This is a genomic window from Sphingomonas sp. SORGH_AS_0870 (assembly GCF_031453175.1).
Lineage (GTDB): Bacteria > Pseudomonadota > Alphaproteobacteria > Sphingomonadales > Sphingomonadaceae > Sphingomonas.
The window spans coordinates 2,133,004-2,148,903 of the sequence record NZ_JAVIYW010000002.1 but is presented as its reverse complement, the minus strand read 5'-3'; the positions used below and the strand labels follow the sequence as shown (position 1 = coordinate 2,148,903).

Genomic DNA, 15,900 nt, shown 5'->3' with positions numbered 1-15,900 from the left:
CCACCGGCTCAGCGTCGCGGACTGATCTTGACCTGCCGCACCGCTTCTCGGGTGGGATGAATTAATGTGTCATTCCCGTGACAAACCCGTCCCATCCGGCATTCTTTCATCTCGAGGAAGGTATCAGACCGCGATTTCATGAGATCACATATAGCGATCAAGGAAAATCGTCTTTGGCCAATCACTTGGCAATTACGATACATGCAACTGCACGCGTTTACAGAAAGGATAACCGAATAAGCAGAATTTAACTAACATATGACATTGACGCGCATATGGTTTCCGCACCGCCACTTCGCAGCGCGAACATCGCTTCGACCCGCTCTGGATTGGGCAACTTCTGCGCGCCCGTTCGCCTGCTGCCTTGATCGAAACCCATGTGGACCGCTCTCCATCTTGCGCTGCTGGCGGGTGCTGCCGCGCCGTCCGGGGCGACGGAATCCGCGCGCACAGTGATCCGGCGCGACGTGATCGATCTGCGGGACTTGCCCGCGCGCTCCCGATTGTCGGCTCTGACCGTCGACCTGCATGGTCGAGCGGGCAGCGGCGACCGGCAGCCCTGGGTGTCCATGGCAGTCAACGGCGTTGTGATCGCGCGGACATGGCTGGGGCGTCAGGACAGCGTCACGCTGCGCGCCGATGTGGACGAACGCCTGCTGTCGATGCGCAGCCTGGTCGAAGTGGCCGCCTATGTGCCGCAATGCGAGACGCCCTATTGCCGCGCTCTGGCCGCTTCGGTGCGCGTTGCCGGCCCCGTGCGCCAGGACTATGATGCCGCCCGCGCCGACGCCACCTTCGCGCATCTTGCCAGCCGCTATCGGGCCGGCCTGACCCTTTTGCAGGGACCGGACGTCGATCCGGCATTCGGCGGCCTGGTCCGCAATGCCCTGGCGCCCAGGGCCCGTCCATTCGCCGAAGGCGGGGGGATGGTCTATGTCTCGCGACAGCAGCCGCCCGATTTCATCGCCCCGATACGCTTCGATCTCGGCCCGGTGAGCCTCATCCGTCAGGATGGCGTCACGGTCATCCCGCCGGACATGCTGGACAGGCTGACCGTGGTGCAGGTGCTCCGGACAGGCGACCACCCGGTCATCTGGGTGCGCCCAGGCCGGGACGTGCCGCACAAGCTGGATCTGGACAGCGGCGACATCGGTATTTTCGGACCATCGGGAAGGTTGATGGCCTTTTCCTATGCCAGCGACGCGCGGACCCTTCATCCCGCTTACGGCCCCGGCGTCGATGCCGACGGATCGCAGCGGACGAAACGGATTTGGCGCTGGCTCCTCCTGATCGGCTGGGCAGCGGCCAGCGTCGGCCTGGGCCTGGTCTATCGCCGCCTGCCCCGGCGCGTGACGGTGACGGAGGCCCCGGCATGGGCTGCCTGACGATCGGCGATTCCTGGACCGCCGACTTCCTGGTCGAGAACGGCTTCCTCTCGCTCGAGCAATTCGACGAAGCGCTCGACCTGATGGAGCAATGGGACCGGTCGCTGTCCGACGTGGTCATGTCGCGTCGCTGGATGACGCCGCAGGACTTTCATCGCGCGGCGGCGCGACGCTTCGGCATGACCTTCGTCAACCTTCAGACCGATCCCCCCGACGAGACGCTGCTGATCGAGGCGGAAGTCGAGGATTACATGCGCGAACTGACGATGCCGTGGCGGGTGCAAGATGGGCGCATGGTCGTCGTGACCGCCCATCTGGGACCGGAATCGGTCCTGTACGCGCGGCGCCGCTGGGGTTCCAATATCGACATGGTCGTCACGGCCAAGTTCGATGTCCTGTGGTCCCTGCAAAAGGTCTTCAGCGCCCGCCATTCGCACCGGGCGGTCCACGAACTGGCGGATGCCGATCCGGAAATGTCGGCCCGTACCGTGTTCACCCGGGCGCAGTTGCTGGTCGTCTGGGCCGGGTTGACCCTGTTGTGCCTGGGCCTGGGTTTTGCGCCCACCCCGACCCTGATCGTCGTCAACACGATCACCAGCGTCTTCTATCTGGGCAATTTCGTGTTTCGCGGCGTCCTCGTCTGGGCGGGCGGGCGGCGCAGCCACGATCGCCATCGCGCCTTGGCGATGGAAGCGCGACTGCTGCGCGACGAGGATCTGCCGGTATACACCGTGCTCGTCCCCATGTTCCGCGAGCCGGAGGTGCTGCCGATCCTGGCCGGCGCGCTGCGCAAGCTCGACTATCCGCTCGGCAAGCTGGATATCAAGATCGTCCTGGAAGAAGGCGACGACGAGACGATCGACGCGGCCAAGCGACTGGGCCTGGAGGGCATTTTCGAGATCGTGCGGGTGCCGCCGTCACAGCCGCAGACCAAGCCCAAGGCGTGCAACTATGCCCTGCGCTTCGCGCGCGGCGAATATCTGGTCATCTTCGATGCCGAGGACAAGCCGGAACCCGACCAGTTGCGCAAGGTCGTCGCCGCGTTTCGCCGGTCATCCCCCGACGTCGCCTGCATCCAGTGCCGCCTGAACTATTTCAACGCTTCGGAGAACTGGCTGACGCGGATGTTCACGCTCGACTATTCCCTGTGGTTCGACCTCATGCTGCCCGGGCTCGAGCGGCTGGGGATCCCGATCCCGCTGGGGGGCACGTCGAACCATTTCAAGATCGAGGTCTTGCGCGAGCTTCATGCATGGGATCCCTTCAACGTCACCGAAGACGCCGATCTGGGAATCCGCATGACCCAGAAAGGGTATCGGGTCGGCCTGGTCGATTCGACGACCTATGAAGAAGCCAATGTCTCGCACGCCAATTGGGTGCGGCAGCGCTCGCGCTGGATGAAGGGCTATATGCAGACGTGCCTGGTTCACACCCGGCGCCCGCTGCACCTGATGAAGACAGTCGGTCCGCTGGGGACGCTCGGCTTTGTCAGCTTCCTGGGCGGGACGGTCCTTTCCGGCCTGCTCAATCCCATTTTCTGGGCGGTCTTCCTCTTCTGGGCCGTGACCCAGACGGGGGGCTTCGACATCGTCTTCCCGCCGATGCTGCTCTACACCAGCATGCTGAACCTGCTGATCGGGAACGGCATGTTCATCTACCTGATGATGCTCGCGCCGTTCCGGCGACGCTGGGTCCAGCTGGCGCCCTATGCGCTGACCGTCATGTGGTATTGGGTGCTGCTGTCCATCGCCGCCTGGAAAGGGGCGTGGCAGCTCGTCACCCGGCCCTTCTACTGGGAGAAGACCCAGCACGGTCTGTCGAAATTCACTGCGGCCGAAGTCTCCAGCGCGTTGGAGGAACAGGCGGCATGAGTGGCGTTTCGTTGGCCGGAACCCCGGCGGGGGGCGGACGCTGGCGATGGCCAGTGCCAGCCGGCATCGGGATCGCGCCGTCGGCGCTTCTCGCCATTCTGGTCGCCCTGGCGAGCTACCGCCTGGCCGCGCGGATCAGCGAACTGGGATTGTGGCACGACGGCACTGCGGAACTGGCGGGACGGGCGGTCCTGTCGGCCGCGGGCCAGTCCGATCCCACCGCGCTCCTCACCAGCTATCCGCCCCTGCCCTATTTCCTGCTGATATTGGGCGAGATGCTGGGGCGACCGCTCGGACTCGATCCGGTCGCGCTGGTCGACGCGGTGCTGCTGGGCGGCCTGGCGGCACGATATGGGGGATCGCTGGCGGAAAGGGGGGCGTCGACCGGCACCATCATGCTCCTCGTCCTGCTGCTGGCGGTGCACCCCCTGTCGATCTCGGCCGTCACGCAAGGGCCGCAGGCATTGCTGCTCCTATGGGGCGGCTGGGTGCTGGGGCGCAGCATGATGGATACCCGCACGATCACCGGCATCAACGAGACGATCGCGCTGTCGCTGGCGCTGCCGATGCTCGCCATGACCAGCGCGCAGGGTGCGGCGATCACGATCGGGGCCATCCCCTTCCTGATCTTCGCGGTGCCCCGCGACCTGGCGGAGCGGCATTATGTCGGCACCTATCTGGTGCTGCTGTTTCCGCTGGTCCTGTCCGTCCTGTCGCTGTTCGCGCTGTTCGTGATCATCCTCCACGCCCCGCTGGCGGTCATCGTCGGGGATATCTATCACGCGGTGCGCGGCGGCACGCCCCCTGGCTGGGCGATCGCGGCGCTGGCTCCGATCGCCACGGCCGCCGTGGCGACCATCGCCGTCCTGCTGTCGACGATGCGGACCGCGCCGCGCGCCCTGCGTGAGAGCGTTGCGGCCGGGCTGGCCAGCCTGATGCTTGCGTCGATCCTCGTCGTGGCGACCGGGATCGCCCGTCACCCTGGGGAAGTCCTGGTCCCTGCCCTGGGCCTTGCCGCCGGAGTTTCGACGCGGTGGCCAGTGGAGAAGCTGTCGCAGGCGGGCCTGCTGATCCTGGCCGGGGCGCTGGTCTCGGCCCCGGTGATCCTTGGTGCCGATGTCAAGGCGAACGGGCTTGTCGCGCAGGCGATGGCGGGGCGGACCGGCGCAATGTCGGCCGATCGTGCGCTGGGCCGCTATCTGGTGGGGCATCGCGACGTCATGATCGACGCCCTGACCCACCCGGCGGTGGTCGCCGCGCGCGGCAGCGCCGAAGGCCTGCTGACCGATAGATCCCCCGCATTCGGCGTATCGGTGCTCGCACACCGCGTTTTGACGCCCGCCGTGGCGGTTCGCGCGCATCGCCCCGGCGAGAGCGACGACGCCATCAGCCGCAGCATGCCCAACCTGTTCGAGCAGGGCCCGCCCGGCTACCGGCTCGCCTTCGACCAAGGCGGCTGGCGGGTATGGGCGCGCCCAGAAAGGTCGAAAATTCCATGAACAGCGCTCGCATTCTGTTGGTCGACGACAGTGCGGAGGCCCGTGATGCGGGTATGCTCGCACTGGCCACGGGGGGATTTGCACGGGTGGAGGGCGCCAACGACGCCAATCACGCCTATGACCTGCTGGGCATCGACGATGGTCCCGCCCCCCCTGCCTTCGACTGCATCCTGCTCGACATCCTGATGCCGGGCGTCGACGGCATAGAGGCCTGCGCCGCCATCCGGTCCTCGGGCCGGTATCGCGACGTGCCGATCATCATGGTCAGCGGTCAGAACGACGTATCGTCGCTCAACCAGTCCTTCGTCGCCGGGGCGAACGACTATGTCACCAAGCCGTTCAGGCCGATCGACCTTCTCGCCCGGACCCGCGCCGCGCTGCGTTTCAAGCGGGAGATCGATCGCCGACGCGCACGGGAAAAGGCCTTGCGCGACAAGACGATCGTGCAGGAGGAATTGCGCGGTTTTCTCCCCGACATGTTGATCGCCAACCGATCGCTTCTCGATGCCGAACTCCGTCTGGCCGCCGACAATGGCGTGGATACGACGCTGTGCGCGCTGCAGGTTCGGGCGCTCGATCCCTATCGCCTCGAACATGGGGCGGCTGCGGCGACACGGCTGATGCGCCAATTGTCGATGGCTTTGTGCGACGTGGCCGCACCGATGGGCGCGGTGCTCGGCCTGTTCGACGACGGGCTGTTCCTGTCCATCGCCCCCAATGTCGATCCTACGGGCATGGTGGCATTTGGCGAGGCCGCGCTGACACGGATCGACGCGATGAAGCTCCCCCATGGCGCGTCGGCCCGCGACCTCCACGTCGCGCTGGATGCCGTGGTCGACATGGCCAGCGGCGACCGGCTGCTGCTGCTGCCCGGCGAGATGATCACGCTGCTCGAACAACAGCAGCGGCGCAGACCCTTTCTTCCCCTCCCCGATATGGACGTCCTCTGATGAAATATGCCACCCGCTCCATCCTGGCCGTCGCCATCGCGTCCGTCGCGCTCGTCCATGCCACGGCGGCCGAGGCGTCGGCCTGGACATTGCCCAAGGGCAAGGGACAGGTCCTGGTCACCGGCGTCTATTCGCACAGCGACCGGGGCTTCGACGCGAACGGCCGGACCATCGACATCCCCGATTACGACAAGCAGGAAGTCTATGTGCTGGGTGAATATGGCGTCACCGACGATCTGACGCTGATCGCCGCGCCGAGTTTCCGGCATGTCGGCATACAGGGGGCGACCGACGACACCACCGGGCTGGGTTATACCGAGCTCGGGGGTCGTTACCGTGTGGCCAGCGGATCGCGCTGGGTCGGCTCGCTCCAGGCGACGGCACGGATTCCGGGAACGCGGCGTCGCGATTCCCTGGCCCAGGTGGGTAGCACCGACGCCGAATTCGACGTGCGGGCGCTGGGCGGCGCGAGCTTCACGATCGGGCGCATGTCCGGCTTCATCGACCTGGCGGGCGGCTATCGCGTGCGGGCGGGAGATCCCCCCAACGAGTTCCGGGCCGACGCGACCCTGGGCATCCGTCCGGTCAAGCGCGTCCTGCTCTATACATCCGTGTCGAACAGCTGGTCCGATGGGGCCGGCGAGGGCGTCTTCAAGGCGTATCGCTATCACAATGCCTTCCTGAACGCCGCTTATGATCTGAACGATCGCTGGTCGCTTCAGCTCGGCGGACTGGCGACGGTCGGTGGGAAAAATGCCCTGCGCGAGCGCGGGGGCACTGGCGGCCTGTGGTTCCGGTTCTGAACGTCTTGCCCGCGCACCCCTTACGACTGGTCGATGCTCTTCCTCTTCCAAGTCTGAACATTCCAAAACATGGGGTATCAGGGCCGATCGGCGTAGTGCTGGCGGATGCTTGACGCCCGATCGGCTCTCCGGGCACGATGGGGCCGGGGGTCGCTTCGGGGGTAGGCGTCAAGGTGGGGCAGGACGGGGGCCAAGGCGGCAAGCGTCTGGACGGGTGGAAATCGATCGCGGCCTATTTCAATCGCGATCGGACCACGGTCATGCGCTGGGCGCGGGAACGCGACTTGCCGGTGCGGCGGATGCCGGGTGGGAAACAGGGCTCGGTCTTTTGTTTCGAACAGGAACTGGCGGCCTGGGCACTTCATCAGGGCGATGACGAGGATCGCGGCGAAACGGCGACCGTCCCGAGCGATGTCTCTGCCTCGCCCCTACCCCCGCCCCTGGCCGAAGAGGTCGCAATAGCCCGGTTGGGGCGACCGCCCCGCTAGGCGAACACAGCGCAGTGGTGACGAACGCGTGCGGAAATGCGTCCCCTCGCGCACCAGCCGATCAAGCGTGGGCGTGTCACCGAAATGCCGCGCCTTTCTGAAGCCCATGGCGTCGTAGCGATGATCATCGGTCAGTACGGCCAGGATGTTGCGCGGCCTGAGCCCAGCACACGCAGTAGGCGGCGCGACCGGCGCAGCTTCTGGCGTGGCGCCGCCGCCATCTAATAGAGGCCAAAGGCACCGCCGGTCCCAGCGAGCAGCACCCCGTGCCGGGTCGTGTCGCCGTTCATCAGAAGTCCTTCCGCAGTAGAAGGCCCGCGTAACGCCGGTCGTCGCGCGGCACGAAGCGGACGGTCCCGCCAAATGTGCCGTTGCTCAGGAAGCTGGCATAGGACGTGTTGGCGATGTTCTTTACATAGGCGCGAAGCTGCCATCCATCGCCGGGCCGGATCAGCGCCACGCTGGCGTTCCAGATGGCAAAGGCGGGCTGGACCGTGTTGGGGGTCTCGGCCAGCGAATATTGCACCTTGCTGCTGAACGACACGTCGCTCTGGAACTCAAGCGACAGCGCATCCGACAGGGTGAAGCGATAGGCCGCATTCTCGAACAGGCGAACGCGCGGTGCGAAGGGCAGCGGCTGGCCATTGACGTTGCAGCTGACCGGCGCGCCGACCGGGCAGTTGAAGTTGCGGACGGTGGCGTCGGTGAATGCCCCCGACAGATCGACGGTGAAGCCCTGGGCCGGGCGCAGCGTCACGTCCGCCTCGACTCCGCGCGACCGGACGGACCCGGCGTTGATCAGCCGCGTGACCGGCGCGCCGCCAACCGAGTCCGTAAAGTTCGCCTGATAGCCGTCGAAATCGGTCGTATAGACCGCCAGTGCATAGCTGAGCGCGCGGTTGGCGGTGCTGCCCTTGATCCCGGCCTCATAGGAGTTCGACGTTTCAGGGTTCAACGGCACTTCGTCGAGCAGGGTCGTCGCATTGAGCGAACGCATGTTGAAATAGACGTTGTAGGCCGGGCCCTTATAGCCGCGCGAATAGGTAAAATAGGTCTGGGCATGGTCGCCCAGATCGAGTTGAAGTCCGAGGCGATAGCTGTCGCCACGCGCATCGGTGCGGCCCGTCGCATTGTGATAGGCGCGAATGCCGGGCCGGTCGAGGGACGCCGCGCCGCTGTTCGTCGGGTCGTTGGTCGACGTGCGGACATGGTAGAAGTCGAGCGTATCCCAGGTCGAACGATAGCCCGCGATACCCCGGAAATGTGGGGTGAAGTTGATGTTCGCCTCGCCGAACAGCGCGTAATTGTGATTGGTGATGCCGTAATTGGCGATGCCGGTGGTGCTGGTCCGCGTCGTACCCGACAGAGTGGTCAGCGCGCGTTGATATCGCTCGTCGGTCCGCGCGCGCAGATAATAGGCCCCCAGGACATAATCGATCAGCCCGCCCTTGGGCGAGGTCAGCCGAAGCTCCTGCGAGAATTGGCGGCTGTTGACCGTGCCGTCATCTACTCCCGACGGAAAAGCGGCCGTCAGCTGGGCGAGGCCATCATAATCCTGCCGCTGCTGGTTCAACCATTGCCGCCAGGCGGTGATCGAGGTGACGTGATAGTCGCCAAGCGCGAGTTCGCCGGTCAGCGATCCGCCATAATTCTCGTCGCGGACGTTGGTGTCGATATCGGTCGCCAGCCGCCGGTTGGACGGCGACGCGACGATCCCCTGCCCGGCCAGCGCGGTAGCCAGGGCGGTGGAGTCCGTGATCGCGTTCGTCGGATAGGCGATCTGTCGGGTCGAGCCATAGACCGCCGCCACTGTCTCGCGCGTGTTCAGATAGTCGCCGATCGCGGTGATCTTCAGAGCGTCGAAAGGCGTCACCACCAACTTGCCGCGCGCGCCGTAACGGCGCGAGCCATTGGCATCATAGCCGGTCGCGACATTGCGCAGATTGCCGTCGAAATCGCTGTAGAGGCCGCCGATCAGCGCCTGGACCTTGCCCGGTACGATCGCGCCCGAGACGCCCGCCTTGATGCGATACTCCTGATCGGTCGTCGCCCCGGCCTCGCCAAAGGCATGGAATTCGTCGGTCGGGTTGCGCGTGACGATGTTGACCACGCCCGCCGACGCATTCTTGCCGAACAGGGTGCCCTGCGGCCCGCGCAATACCTCGATCCGCTCTACCTCGCCCAGGTCGAGCGTCGATTGGCCCGGACGGGTCAGCACCACGCCGTCGAGCACGGTCGATACCGACGGCTCGACGCCGGGCGAGGTCGTGATCGTGCCGATCCCGCGGATGAAGACGGTGCGATCCTTGTTGGACGCGCCACTGCGGAAGCCGACCGACGGGATCGAGGTAGCGATCCGTTCGAGATTGTTGAGCTGCCGCTCCGCCAGCGCACCGCCCTCCAGCGCGGTGATCGCGATCGGCACCTGTTGCAGCGTCTCGTTGCGATAGCGCGCGGTCACGACCACCTCGCCGTCAGCGGGCTTGGTATCGGTTTTAGCGGTGGGCGCATCCTGTGCGGCGGCAGACGTGGCAATCAGGGTAAAAGCGGTGCCGACAAGCAGCACGGGCAGGCGTCGAACGATCATCTGGTCCCCTTTCAGATCGACGCGGACGCTAATGCCCACTTATTACATGGGAAATAAAGAAGCACCTCACCCGTTAGCAGCGCGGCTTTAGCCCCCAGCCTCGATCGGCCTGAGCCGGGGCAACAGCAATTGCACCCAACCGAGCGCCGCGAGATACGCCACCGCTGCGAACAGCAGCAGCGGCAGATAGCCAAGCCCCGCCGCCAGGATCAGCCCGGCGATCTTGGCGATCGCGACGCCCCCCATATTGCCGCAAAACGAACCGAACGCCGTCACCCGACCGACCCGGTGCTGGGGCACGATATCGGCGATCATCGCGAAGATGTTGGTGGAAAAGGCCTGATGCCCGGCCAGCGCCAACGCCATCAGCGACACCGCGACCGGATAGCTATGCGTCAGAAGCGCCAGCGGGATCGGAACGACGGCCAGTGCGCCACCAAGCAGCACGGCCTTGCGCGCTGCATTCACTGACCAGCCACGCCCGAGCAACCGCGTCGGCACCGCTCCGCCAATCAGCGAGCCGATCGCCGCGCCGCCATAGGCCAGCGCCAGCGGCACACCGAGCGCGACGCCCGACAGCCCGAATTGCCGATGAAAGAAGTCGGGCAACCAGAAGAGCAACAGCCACCAAGTCGCATCGGACAACAACTTGGCCCCCGCCACCGCCCAGGTCCGCCGGTCGCGCAGCAGCGGCGCGTCGGGTAACGGCGGCGCGGCGTCGGCCAGCTTGGGCGCGGCAAAGACGATCCCTCGCGCCGCTATCAACCAGGTCAAGGCCCAGCCCAGCCCGACCAGCCCGACCGCGATGAACGTACCCCGCCAGCCGAATGTCAGGCCCAATAATGGAATGGCGAGCGGCGCCAGGATCGCGCCCAGGCTGTTGGCGGCATTGCCCGCACCAAAGCCTGCGGACCGCCAGCGCGGCGGCAGGACGGCCGCGACCGTCTTGATGCCCGTGGGCGTCCCCATCGACTCGGTCGCGCCCAAGGCTACGCGCACCGCAATGAACGCGCCCATCGACCGCGCCCAACCATGGAGCAAGGCCGCGATGCTCCATGCCGCCACCCCGATCGGATTGGCCCAGCGGACGCCCAGCCGATCCACGATCCAGCCGCTAAACAGGAAACCGACCGCCGCGCCGCCCTGAAACCAGGCAGCCAGCGTGCCGTAATCGTCATCGCTCCAGCCAAGATCGGCGGCGATCACCGGCTTCAGTACCGCGATGACCTGTCGATCGACGAGGTTCAGAACGCCCGCCGTGATGACCAACGCAAATAACAGCCCGCGATGGCGCGCGCTCAATTCCCCGACATGTCTCATGCCCGCATCATGGCGAGGCGCCGGGCACGGCGGCGAGACAGTTTCTCTATCGCGCCGCCAAGCCGGTCACAATGTCAGCGGGGCATGATCGATCCGTGGGAGGACATGGCGCGCGAACAGGTCGGCCTCGGCCGCATGCGGATAGCCCGACAGGATGAACGCATCGATGCCCGCTTCGCGATAGGCCTGCAGCTTGGCGAGAACCTGATCGGGATCGCCGACGATCGCCGCGCCACACCCCGAACGCGCCCGCCCAATGCCGGTCCACAGATTCGCCTCGACATAGCCGTCGTCGCTCCCCTCGCGCAGTTCGGCCTGGCGGCGAACGCCCGCCGATTGCGAGTCCAGCGAACGCGACCGGATCGCCGCGCCGGTGGCGTCGTCCAGCTTGGACAGCAGCCGGTCGGCGGCGACGCGCGCCTCCGCCTCGGTTTCGCGAACCACGACATGGACGCGGTAGCCGAAGCGCAAGCTCCGGCCGCGCCGCGCGGCCCGCGCGCGCAGGTCGGCGACGATAGCGCGCACCCCCTCCATCGTGTCGGGCCACATCAGATAGACGTCCGCACCCTCGGCCGCCGCCTCACGCGCGGCCTCCGACAGGCCGCCAAAATAGAATGGAGGGCACAGCCCCGATACGGTCGTCACGCGCGGCGGGGCGAGCTTCAGCTTCCAGAACTCGCCGTCATGATCGAGCGGCTTGCCGTCCAGCAGGGTACGCAGGATGTGCATCGCCTCGACCGTGCGGGCGTAGCGGGGCGCGCTATCCAGCGTCTCACCGGGCAGGTCGCTGGAGATAATGTTGACGGTCAGCCGCCCGCCCAGCATCCGGTCGATCGTCGCGATCTGGCGCGCCAGTTGCGGCGGCCAGCTTTCGCCGATCCGCACCGCCATCAACAACCGCATCCGCCGGAGCAGCGGCGCGATCCCGGCGGCAAAGGCGGTGGTATCGATGCCCAGCGCATAGCCCGACGGCAGCAGGCAATTGTCATAGCCCGCCGTCTCCGCCTGCAACACGATGTCGCGGCAATGCTCCCAGCTGGAGCGCAGCGCCGGATCGGGGACGCCCAGAAACTCGTAATCGTCGTCGCACAACGCCGAGAACCAACTGATCTCGCATGGGCCAAGCGTATCGGTCATGGCAGGCGCTCCCCCATTCCGGCCTGAAGCACAGCATACCATTCGGCGCGGGTCCACTGCACGCGGTATACGTCCGCCGCCGCGCGGATACGGTCGGGATTTTGCGATCCGATGATCGGGATGATCCGCGCCGGATGCGCCATGGTCCAGGCCAGCGCCGCCGTCGCGGCATCGACGCCCCAACGCCGGCCATGCTCTGCCAGCAGCGCCCCCGCCGGATGATCCCCCGCGACCAGCCGTCCGCCCGCCAGCGGCGACCAGGCGAGCACCGCCATGTCCCGCGCCATCGCCTGATCCAGCGTACCGTCGAACAGCGGCGCCGAATGCAGCGGCGAAAATTCGGGCTGGGTGGTCAGGATCGGCAGGCCCAGAAATGCGGAGAGCGCATCGACCTCGGCCGGGCTGTGGTTCGACACGCCGATCCCGGCGACCTTGCCCGCCTCCACCATGCGGGTCAGCGCGGTGGCGACCTCCTGCGGATGGCTCAGGAAATCGCGACGATGGATCTGGTACAGCTCGACCCGCTCGACGCCTAGGCGCGTGAGCGACGCGTCCAGCGCCCCGGCCAGATACGTCGCGCTCGAGTCATAGGGAAAGCTCGGCCAGATGCCGCCCTTGGTCGCGATCACCATCCGCTCGCGCAATTCGGGCGCCTCGGCGAGCACCCGCCCCAATAGCGCCTCGGACGATCCGAACCCGCCATCGTCGACGCCGTAGATATCAGCGGTGTCGAAGAGGGTGATCCCGGCATCAAGCGCGGCCTCGACACGGGCACGCGCCGAGGAGACATCCTCGCCGGTAAAACGCCACATACCCCAAGCTATCGGGGACACAAGGATTGCACTCTTGCCGAGCGGCCGTGCTTCGCGGGAAAGGCGGATGGTCGTCATCGGGCGTCGGAATGGCATAGGGACACGGGCAATGGTAGCCGCAATTCGATACGGGATCGTCGGAACGGGCATGATGGGCGTCGAGCATCTGCGCAACATCGCGCTGGTGCCGGGGGCGCAGATCGTGGCGATCGCCGACCCGGTGCCGCAATCGCTCGACTGGGCCCGCGACGCGTTAGGGTCCGCAGCGGCGAACGTCACCGCCTATGACAGCGTCGAGACCTTTGCCCGCGACGCTCGTGTCGACGCGGTCGTCGTCGCGTCCCCCAATCACACTCACCGCACGGTGCTGGAACCGCTGTTCGGCATGGATGCGGCGATCCTGTGCGAAAAGCCGCTTGCCACCACCCTCGCCGACGCGCGCTGGATCGTCGAGCGCGCCGCCGGTCATGCCCGGCCGTTCTGGACCGGCATGGAATATCGCTTCATGCCCCCCGCCGCCGCCTTTATCGATGCCATCCATGGCGGGCGCGTCGGCCGGTTGCAGATGCTGTCGATCCGCGAGCACCGCTTCCCCTTCCTGCCCAAGGTCGGCGACTGGAACCGCTTTGCGGCCAATACCGGCGGCACGATGGTCGAGAAATGCTGCCACTTCTTCGACCTGATGCGATTGATCGTCCAGGCGGAGCCGGTGCGCGTCTATTGCTCGGGCGCGATGGACGTGAACCATCTCGACGAACGTTATGACGGCCGCACACCCGACATCATCGATAACAGCTTCACCACCATCGACTTCGCCAACGGCGTGCGCGCGATGCTCGATCTGTCGATGTTCGCGGACGGTGCCGAGCATCAGGAGGAAATGAGCGCGACCGGCGACACCGCCCGCCTCGACGTCCTGATCCCGCCCGGCGAACTGGTCTACAGCCCGCGCGTCGGCTTCGGCGGAGACAAACGCGTCGAGCGCACCCGCATCGCGATCGACCCGACGGCCCATGCCGCAGGCAGCCATGAGGGCGCGACCTATTACCAGCACCTTGCCTTTGCCGATGCGGTGCGCGGCGACGGCCCCGTCCAGGTGTCTGCGGAGGACGGTCTTCGCGCGGTGGCGATGGGCGTCGCAGCGGAAATCAGCGCCCGCGAACACCGCGTGGTCGAGATGCGTGAGGTCGAGGAGATCGTATAGTGTCGTGACCTTGGCGTGCTTGGCCGCCTACCGTGACCGCATCGTACGCTTGGACCCGAAGTCGGCCAGAGCGGTCATGCCTGCAATGCTCCGATCAGGGCATTGCGCGCTAATGCCACTCGGGGATGGCGCAAGGAGGATTTGGCCCAGACAAGATAGTATGGGTTGGTCGGCACGCGAACAGGCGCTTCAATTTCGACAAGGGTGCAGGCCGTGCGCTCGGCGCTGGTGAGATAACCGGGCAGCACCGTCCAACCCAGTCCTGCGCATAGACCCGAGCGCAGGACGCGCAAATCCGGTGCGGTCAGGGCCGGAAGCCGGGTGACCTCGATTTGGTTCGCCTCCAGCCAATTGCGCACCAACGGCCGGTCGAGATCATAGGCAAGATAGGGCACCGTATTGAGTGCTTCACGCAGCGGCATGCGCGCAATCCGCTCGGCTATGGCGGGTGCGGCCACGGCGCGCAGGTCTTCCCTGCCGATCTCCTGATAGGCGAGCCGCGCGTCTTCGGGCTGGGATGCCGTGATGCCAAGATGCACCTTGTCGTCGAGCAGCATGGCATAAAGCGCATCGCGCCCACCGATATGCAGGCGCAGATCAAGCCCCGAGTCGAGCAGCGGCCCGAGCCTTGGCGTGATCATTTCGCCGAGAAGGTCGGAGGGCGCGGCGATGTGGACCGTTCCCGAAATGCGAACCGACCGCGCGCGTGCCGATGCCAATGCGGCTTCAGCGCGGTCGAGACTGCCGCCAATCGAGGCGGCGAAATCATCTGCGATCGCCGTGGGACGGACGCCGCGCGAATGGCGGTCGAAGAGCGGATGGCCGAGTTGTGCCTCCAGCGAGGCGATGTGCTGGGACGCCGCAGGCTGCGTGATGCCAAGCGCACGCGCCGCGTCGCTCAGCGACCGACGACGATAGACTTCGATGAATGTGCGCATCTGTGGAAGGGACATTGCGTCTCCATAAATTGATTTATGGATGGTGGCCATTCCCCTTGGGTTTCATGATGAGCGATCAGGCCTATCTGAATGAGCATCGACGCGACAGACGGATAACCGAGGCTGCATTCTGACAGGCGTTGGTCCGAGCCATCGCTGCAACGGCATCGTCACTCGCCCCCGATCCGGCACGCAAAGGAGCCAAGCCAATGACACGCATTCTCATGATCGCCACGTCAGCCGATCGCATGACCCCCGGCACCGAGCCGACCGGCGTCTGGCTCGAAGAACTGACCACGCCCTACTACGGCTTCCGCGATGCGGGCGCCGACGTGACCCTGGCCTCGATCAAGGGTGGCGCGATCCCGGTCGACCAGCGCAGCGTCAACGCCGACGGCGAGAATGATGCGTCGGTCGAGCGCTATCTGAAGGACGAAGCGCTGAAGGCCGAAATGGCCGACACGCCCGCTTTCACCAGCATCGACACGGCCGGTTACGACGCAGTGTTCCTGCCCGGCGGGCATGGCACGATGTTCGACTATCCCGGCAGCGAAGACCTCGCACGACTGGTCGAGCGGTTCGACCGCGAAGGCAAGATCGTGGCCGCCGTCTGCCACGGCCCCGCCGGGCTTGTTTCCGCGAAAAAGCCCGATGGCACGCCGTTCGTGGCGGGGCGCCGGGTTGCCGCCTTCACCGACAGCGAGGAACGCGCCGTGGGCCTCGATCAGGCTGTGCCGTTCCTGCTCGAAACCCGTATGAAGGAACTGGGCGCGCACCATGAGGGCGGCCCCGATTTCCAGCCCTTCGCTCTGCGCGACGGCAATCTGGTGACCGGACAGAACCCCGCTTCGGCCACACGCACGGCGGAGCTGGTCATGGAAGCCCTCACGGCAAAGGCCGCCTGAT

Annotated in this window: 13 protein-coding genes; 8 read left to right on the top strand and 5 right to left on the bottom strand. The window is 66.0% G+C overall.

The features are described 5' to 3' along the window. The first annotated feature begins 377 nt into the window (after positions 1-377). The 6 genes from QE363_RS10330 (at position 378) to QE363_RS10305 (ending at position 6,996) form a co-directional block, all read left to right on the top strand. Positions 378-1,385, top strand: coding sequence for a hypothetical protein (locus QE363_RS10330; protein WP_309694950.1), 1,008 nt, complete (start codon positions 378-380; stop codon positions 1,383-1,385). Beyond that, positions 1,373-3,256, top strand: a complete 1,884-nt coding sequence (locus tag QE363_RS10325) for a glycosyltransferase family 2 protein (RefSeq protein WP_309694948.1) — start codon at positions 1,373-1,375, stop codon at positions 3,254-3,256. Before QE363_RS10330 ends, QE363_RS10325 begins: the two co-directional genes overlap by 13 nt. A 53-nt stretch (positions 3,257-3,309) precedes the next feature. Continuing rightward, positions 3,310-4,755, top strand: coding sequence for a hypothetical protein (locus QE363_RS10320; RefSeq protein ID WP_309694947.1), 1,446 nt, complete (start codon positions 3,310-3,312; stop codon positions 4,753-4,755). Beyond that, positions 4,752-5,705, top strand: a complete 954-nt coding sequence (locus QE363_RS10315) for a response regulator (protein WP_309694946.1) — start codon at positions 4,752-4,754, stop codon at positions 5,703-5,705. The genes QE363_RS10320 and QE363_RS10315 overlap by 4 nt, the downstream gene beginning before the upstream one ends. After that, a complete protein-coding gene (locus QE363_RS10310) occupies positions 5,705-6,508 on the top strand; it encodes a hypothetical protein (protein ID WP_309694944.1) in 804 nt (267 codons plus the stop codon). Before QE363_RS10315 ends, QE363_RS10310 begins: the two co-directional genes overlap by 1 nt. 173 nt (positions 6,509-6,681) lie before the next feature. Then, the gene (locus QE363_RS10305) at positions 6,682-6,996 is read left to right on the top strand and encodes a hypothetical protein (RefSeq protein WP_309694942.1); all 315 of its coding nucleotides are present in this window, start codon (positions 6,682-6,684) and stop codon (positions 6,994-6,996) included. A gap of 289 nt (positions 6,997-7,285) precedes the next feature. Here QE363_RS10305 and QE363_RS10300 read toward each other — a convergent pair whose 3' ends face one another. From QE363_RS10300 to QE363_RS10285, 4 genes are all read right to left on the bottom strand, one after another. Then, complete coding sequence (locus QE363_RS10300; protein ID WP_309694940.1) at positions 7,286-9,583, bottom strand: TonB-dependent receptor; 2,298 nt, start codon at positions 9,581-9,583, stop codon at positions 7,286-7,288. Between the two features lie 87 nt (positions 9,584-9,670). Further along, on the bottom strand, positions 9,671-10,903 hold the full coding sequence (locus QE363_RS10295) for an MFS transporter (RefSeq protein WP_309694939.1): 1,233 nt from the start codon (positions 10,901-10,903) through the stop codon (positions 9,671-9,673). A 66-nt stretch (positions 10,904-10,969) separates the two neighbouring features. Next, positions 10,970-12,040: an LLM class flavin-dependent oxidoreductase gene (locus QE363_RS10290; RefSeq protein WP_309694938.1), complete on the bottom strand. Its 1,071-nt coding sequence runs from the start codon at positions 12,038-12,040 to the stop codon at positions 10,970-10,972. After that, the gene (locus tag QE363_RS10285) at positions 12,037-12,930 is read right to left on the bottom strand and encodes an aldo/keto reductase (RefSeq protein ID WP_309694936.1); all 894 of its coding nucleotides are present in this window, start codon (positions 12,928-12,930) and stop codon (positions 12,037-12,039) included. Before QE363_RS10285 ends, QE363_RS10290 begins: the two co-directional genes overlap by 4 nt. Before the next feature lie 31 nt (positions 12,931-12,961). Between QE363_RS10285 and QE363_RS10280 the strand changes: the two genes are divergently transcribed. Next, positions 12,962-14,056: a Gfo/Idh/MocA family oxidoreductase gene (locus QE363_RS10280; protein ID WP_309694935.1), complete on the top strand. Its 1,095-nt coding sequence runs from the start codon at positions 12,962-12,964 to the stop codon at positions 14,054-14,056. Between the two features lie 74 nt (positions 14,057-14,130). Here the strand turns inward: QE363_RS10280 and QE363_RS10275 are convergent, their stop codons facing one another. Further along, positions 14,131-15,045 (bottom strand): LysR family transcriptional regulator, encoded by a 915-nt coding sequence (locus QE363_RS10275; RefSeq protein ID WP_309694933.1) that lies wholly within the window; start codon positions 15,043-15,045, stop codon positions 14,131-14,133. 158 nt (positions 15,046-15,203) lie between these two features. On the opposite strand from QE363_RS10275, the gene QE363_RS10270 reads away from it, so the two are divergent. Next, positions 15,204-15,899: a type 1 glutamine amidotransferase domain-containing protein gene (locus QE363_RS10270; protein WP_309694931.1), complete on the top strand. Its 696-nt coding sequence runs from the start codon at positions 15,204-15,206 to the stop codon at positions 15,897-15,899. Position 15,900 lies beyond the last annotated feature (1 nt).

Excerpts from the sequence above, each read along its gene's own strand:
- QE363_RS10285 (WP_309694936.1), bottom strand. The coding sequence starts at position 12,930 with ATGACGACCATCCGCCTTTCCCGCGAAGCACGGCCGCTCGGCAAGAGT.
- QE363_RS10290 (WP_309694938.1), bottom strand. The coding sequence starts at position 12,040 with ATGACCGATACGCTTGGCCCATGCGAGATCAGTTGGTTCTCGGCGTTG.
- QE363_RS10300 (WP_309694940.1), bottom strand. The coding sequence starts at position 9,583 with ATGATCGTTCGACGCCTGCCCGTGCTGCTTGTCGGCACCGCTTTTACC.
- QE363_RS10330 (WP_309694950.1), top strand. The coding sequence starts at position 378 with ATGTGGACCGCTCTCCATCTTGCGCTGCTGGCGGGTGCTGCCGCGCCG.
- QE363_RS10325 (WP_309694948.1), top strand. The coding sequence starts at position 1,373 with ATGGGCTGCCTGACGATCGGCGATTCCTGGACCGCCGACTTCCTGGTC.
- QE363_RS10310 (WP_309694944.1), top strand. The coding sequence starts at position 5,705 with ATGAAATATGCCACCCGCTCCATCCTGGCCGTCGCCATCGCGTCCGTC.
- QE363_RS10315 (WP_309694946.1), top strand. The coding sequence starts at position 4,752 with ATGAACAGCGCTCGCATTCTGTTGGTCGACGACAGTGCGGAGGCCCGT.
- QE363_RS10275 (WP_309694933.1), bottom strand. The coding sequence starts at position 15,045 with ATGGCCACCATCCATAAATCAATTTATGGAGACGCAATGTCCCTTCCA.
- QE363_RS10280 (WP_309694935.1), top strand. The coding sequence starts at position 12,962 with ATGGTAGCCGCAATTCGATACGGGATCGTCGGAACGGGCATGATGGGC.
- QE363_RS10270 (WP_309694931.1), top strand. The coding sequence starts at position 15,204 with ATGACACGCATTCTCATGATCGCCACGTCAGCCGATCGCATGACCCCC.
- QE363_RS10295 (WP_309694939.1), bottom strand. The coding sequence starts at position 10,903 with ATGAGACATGTCGGGGAATTGAGCGCGCGCCATCGCGGGCTGTTATTT.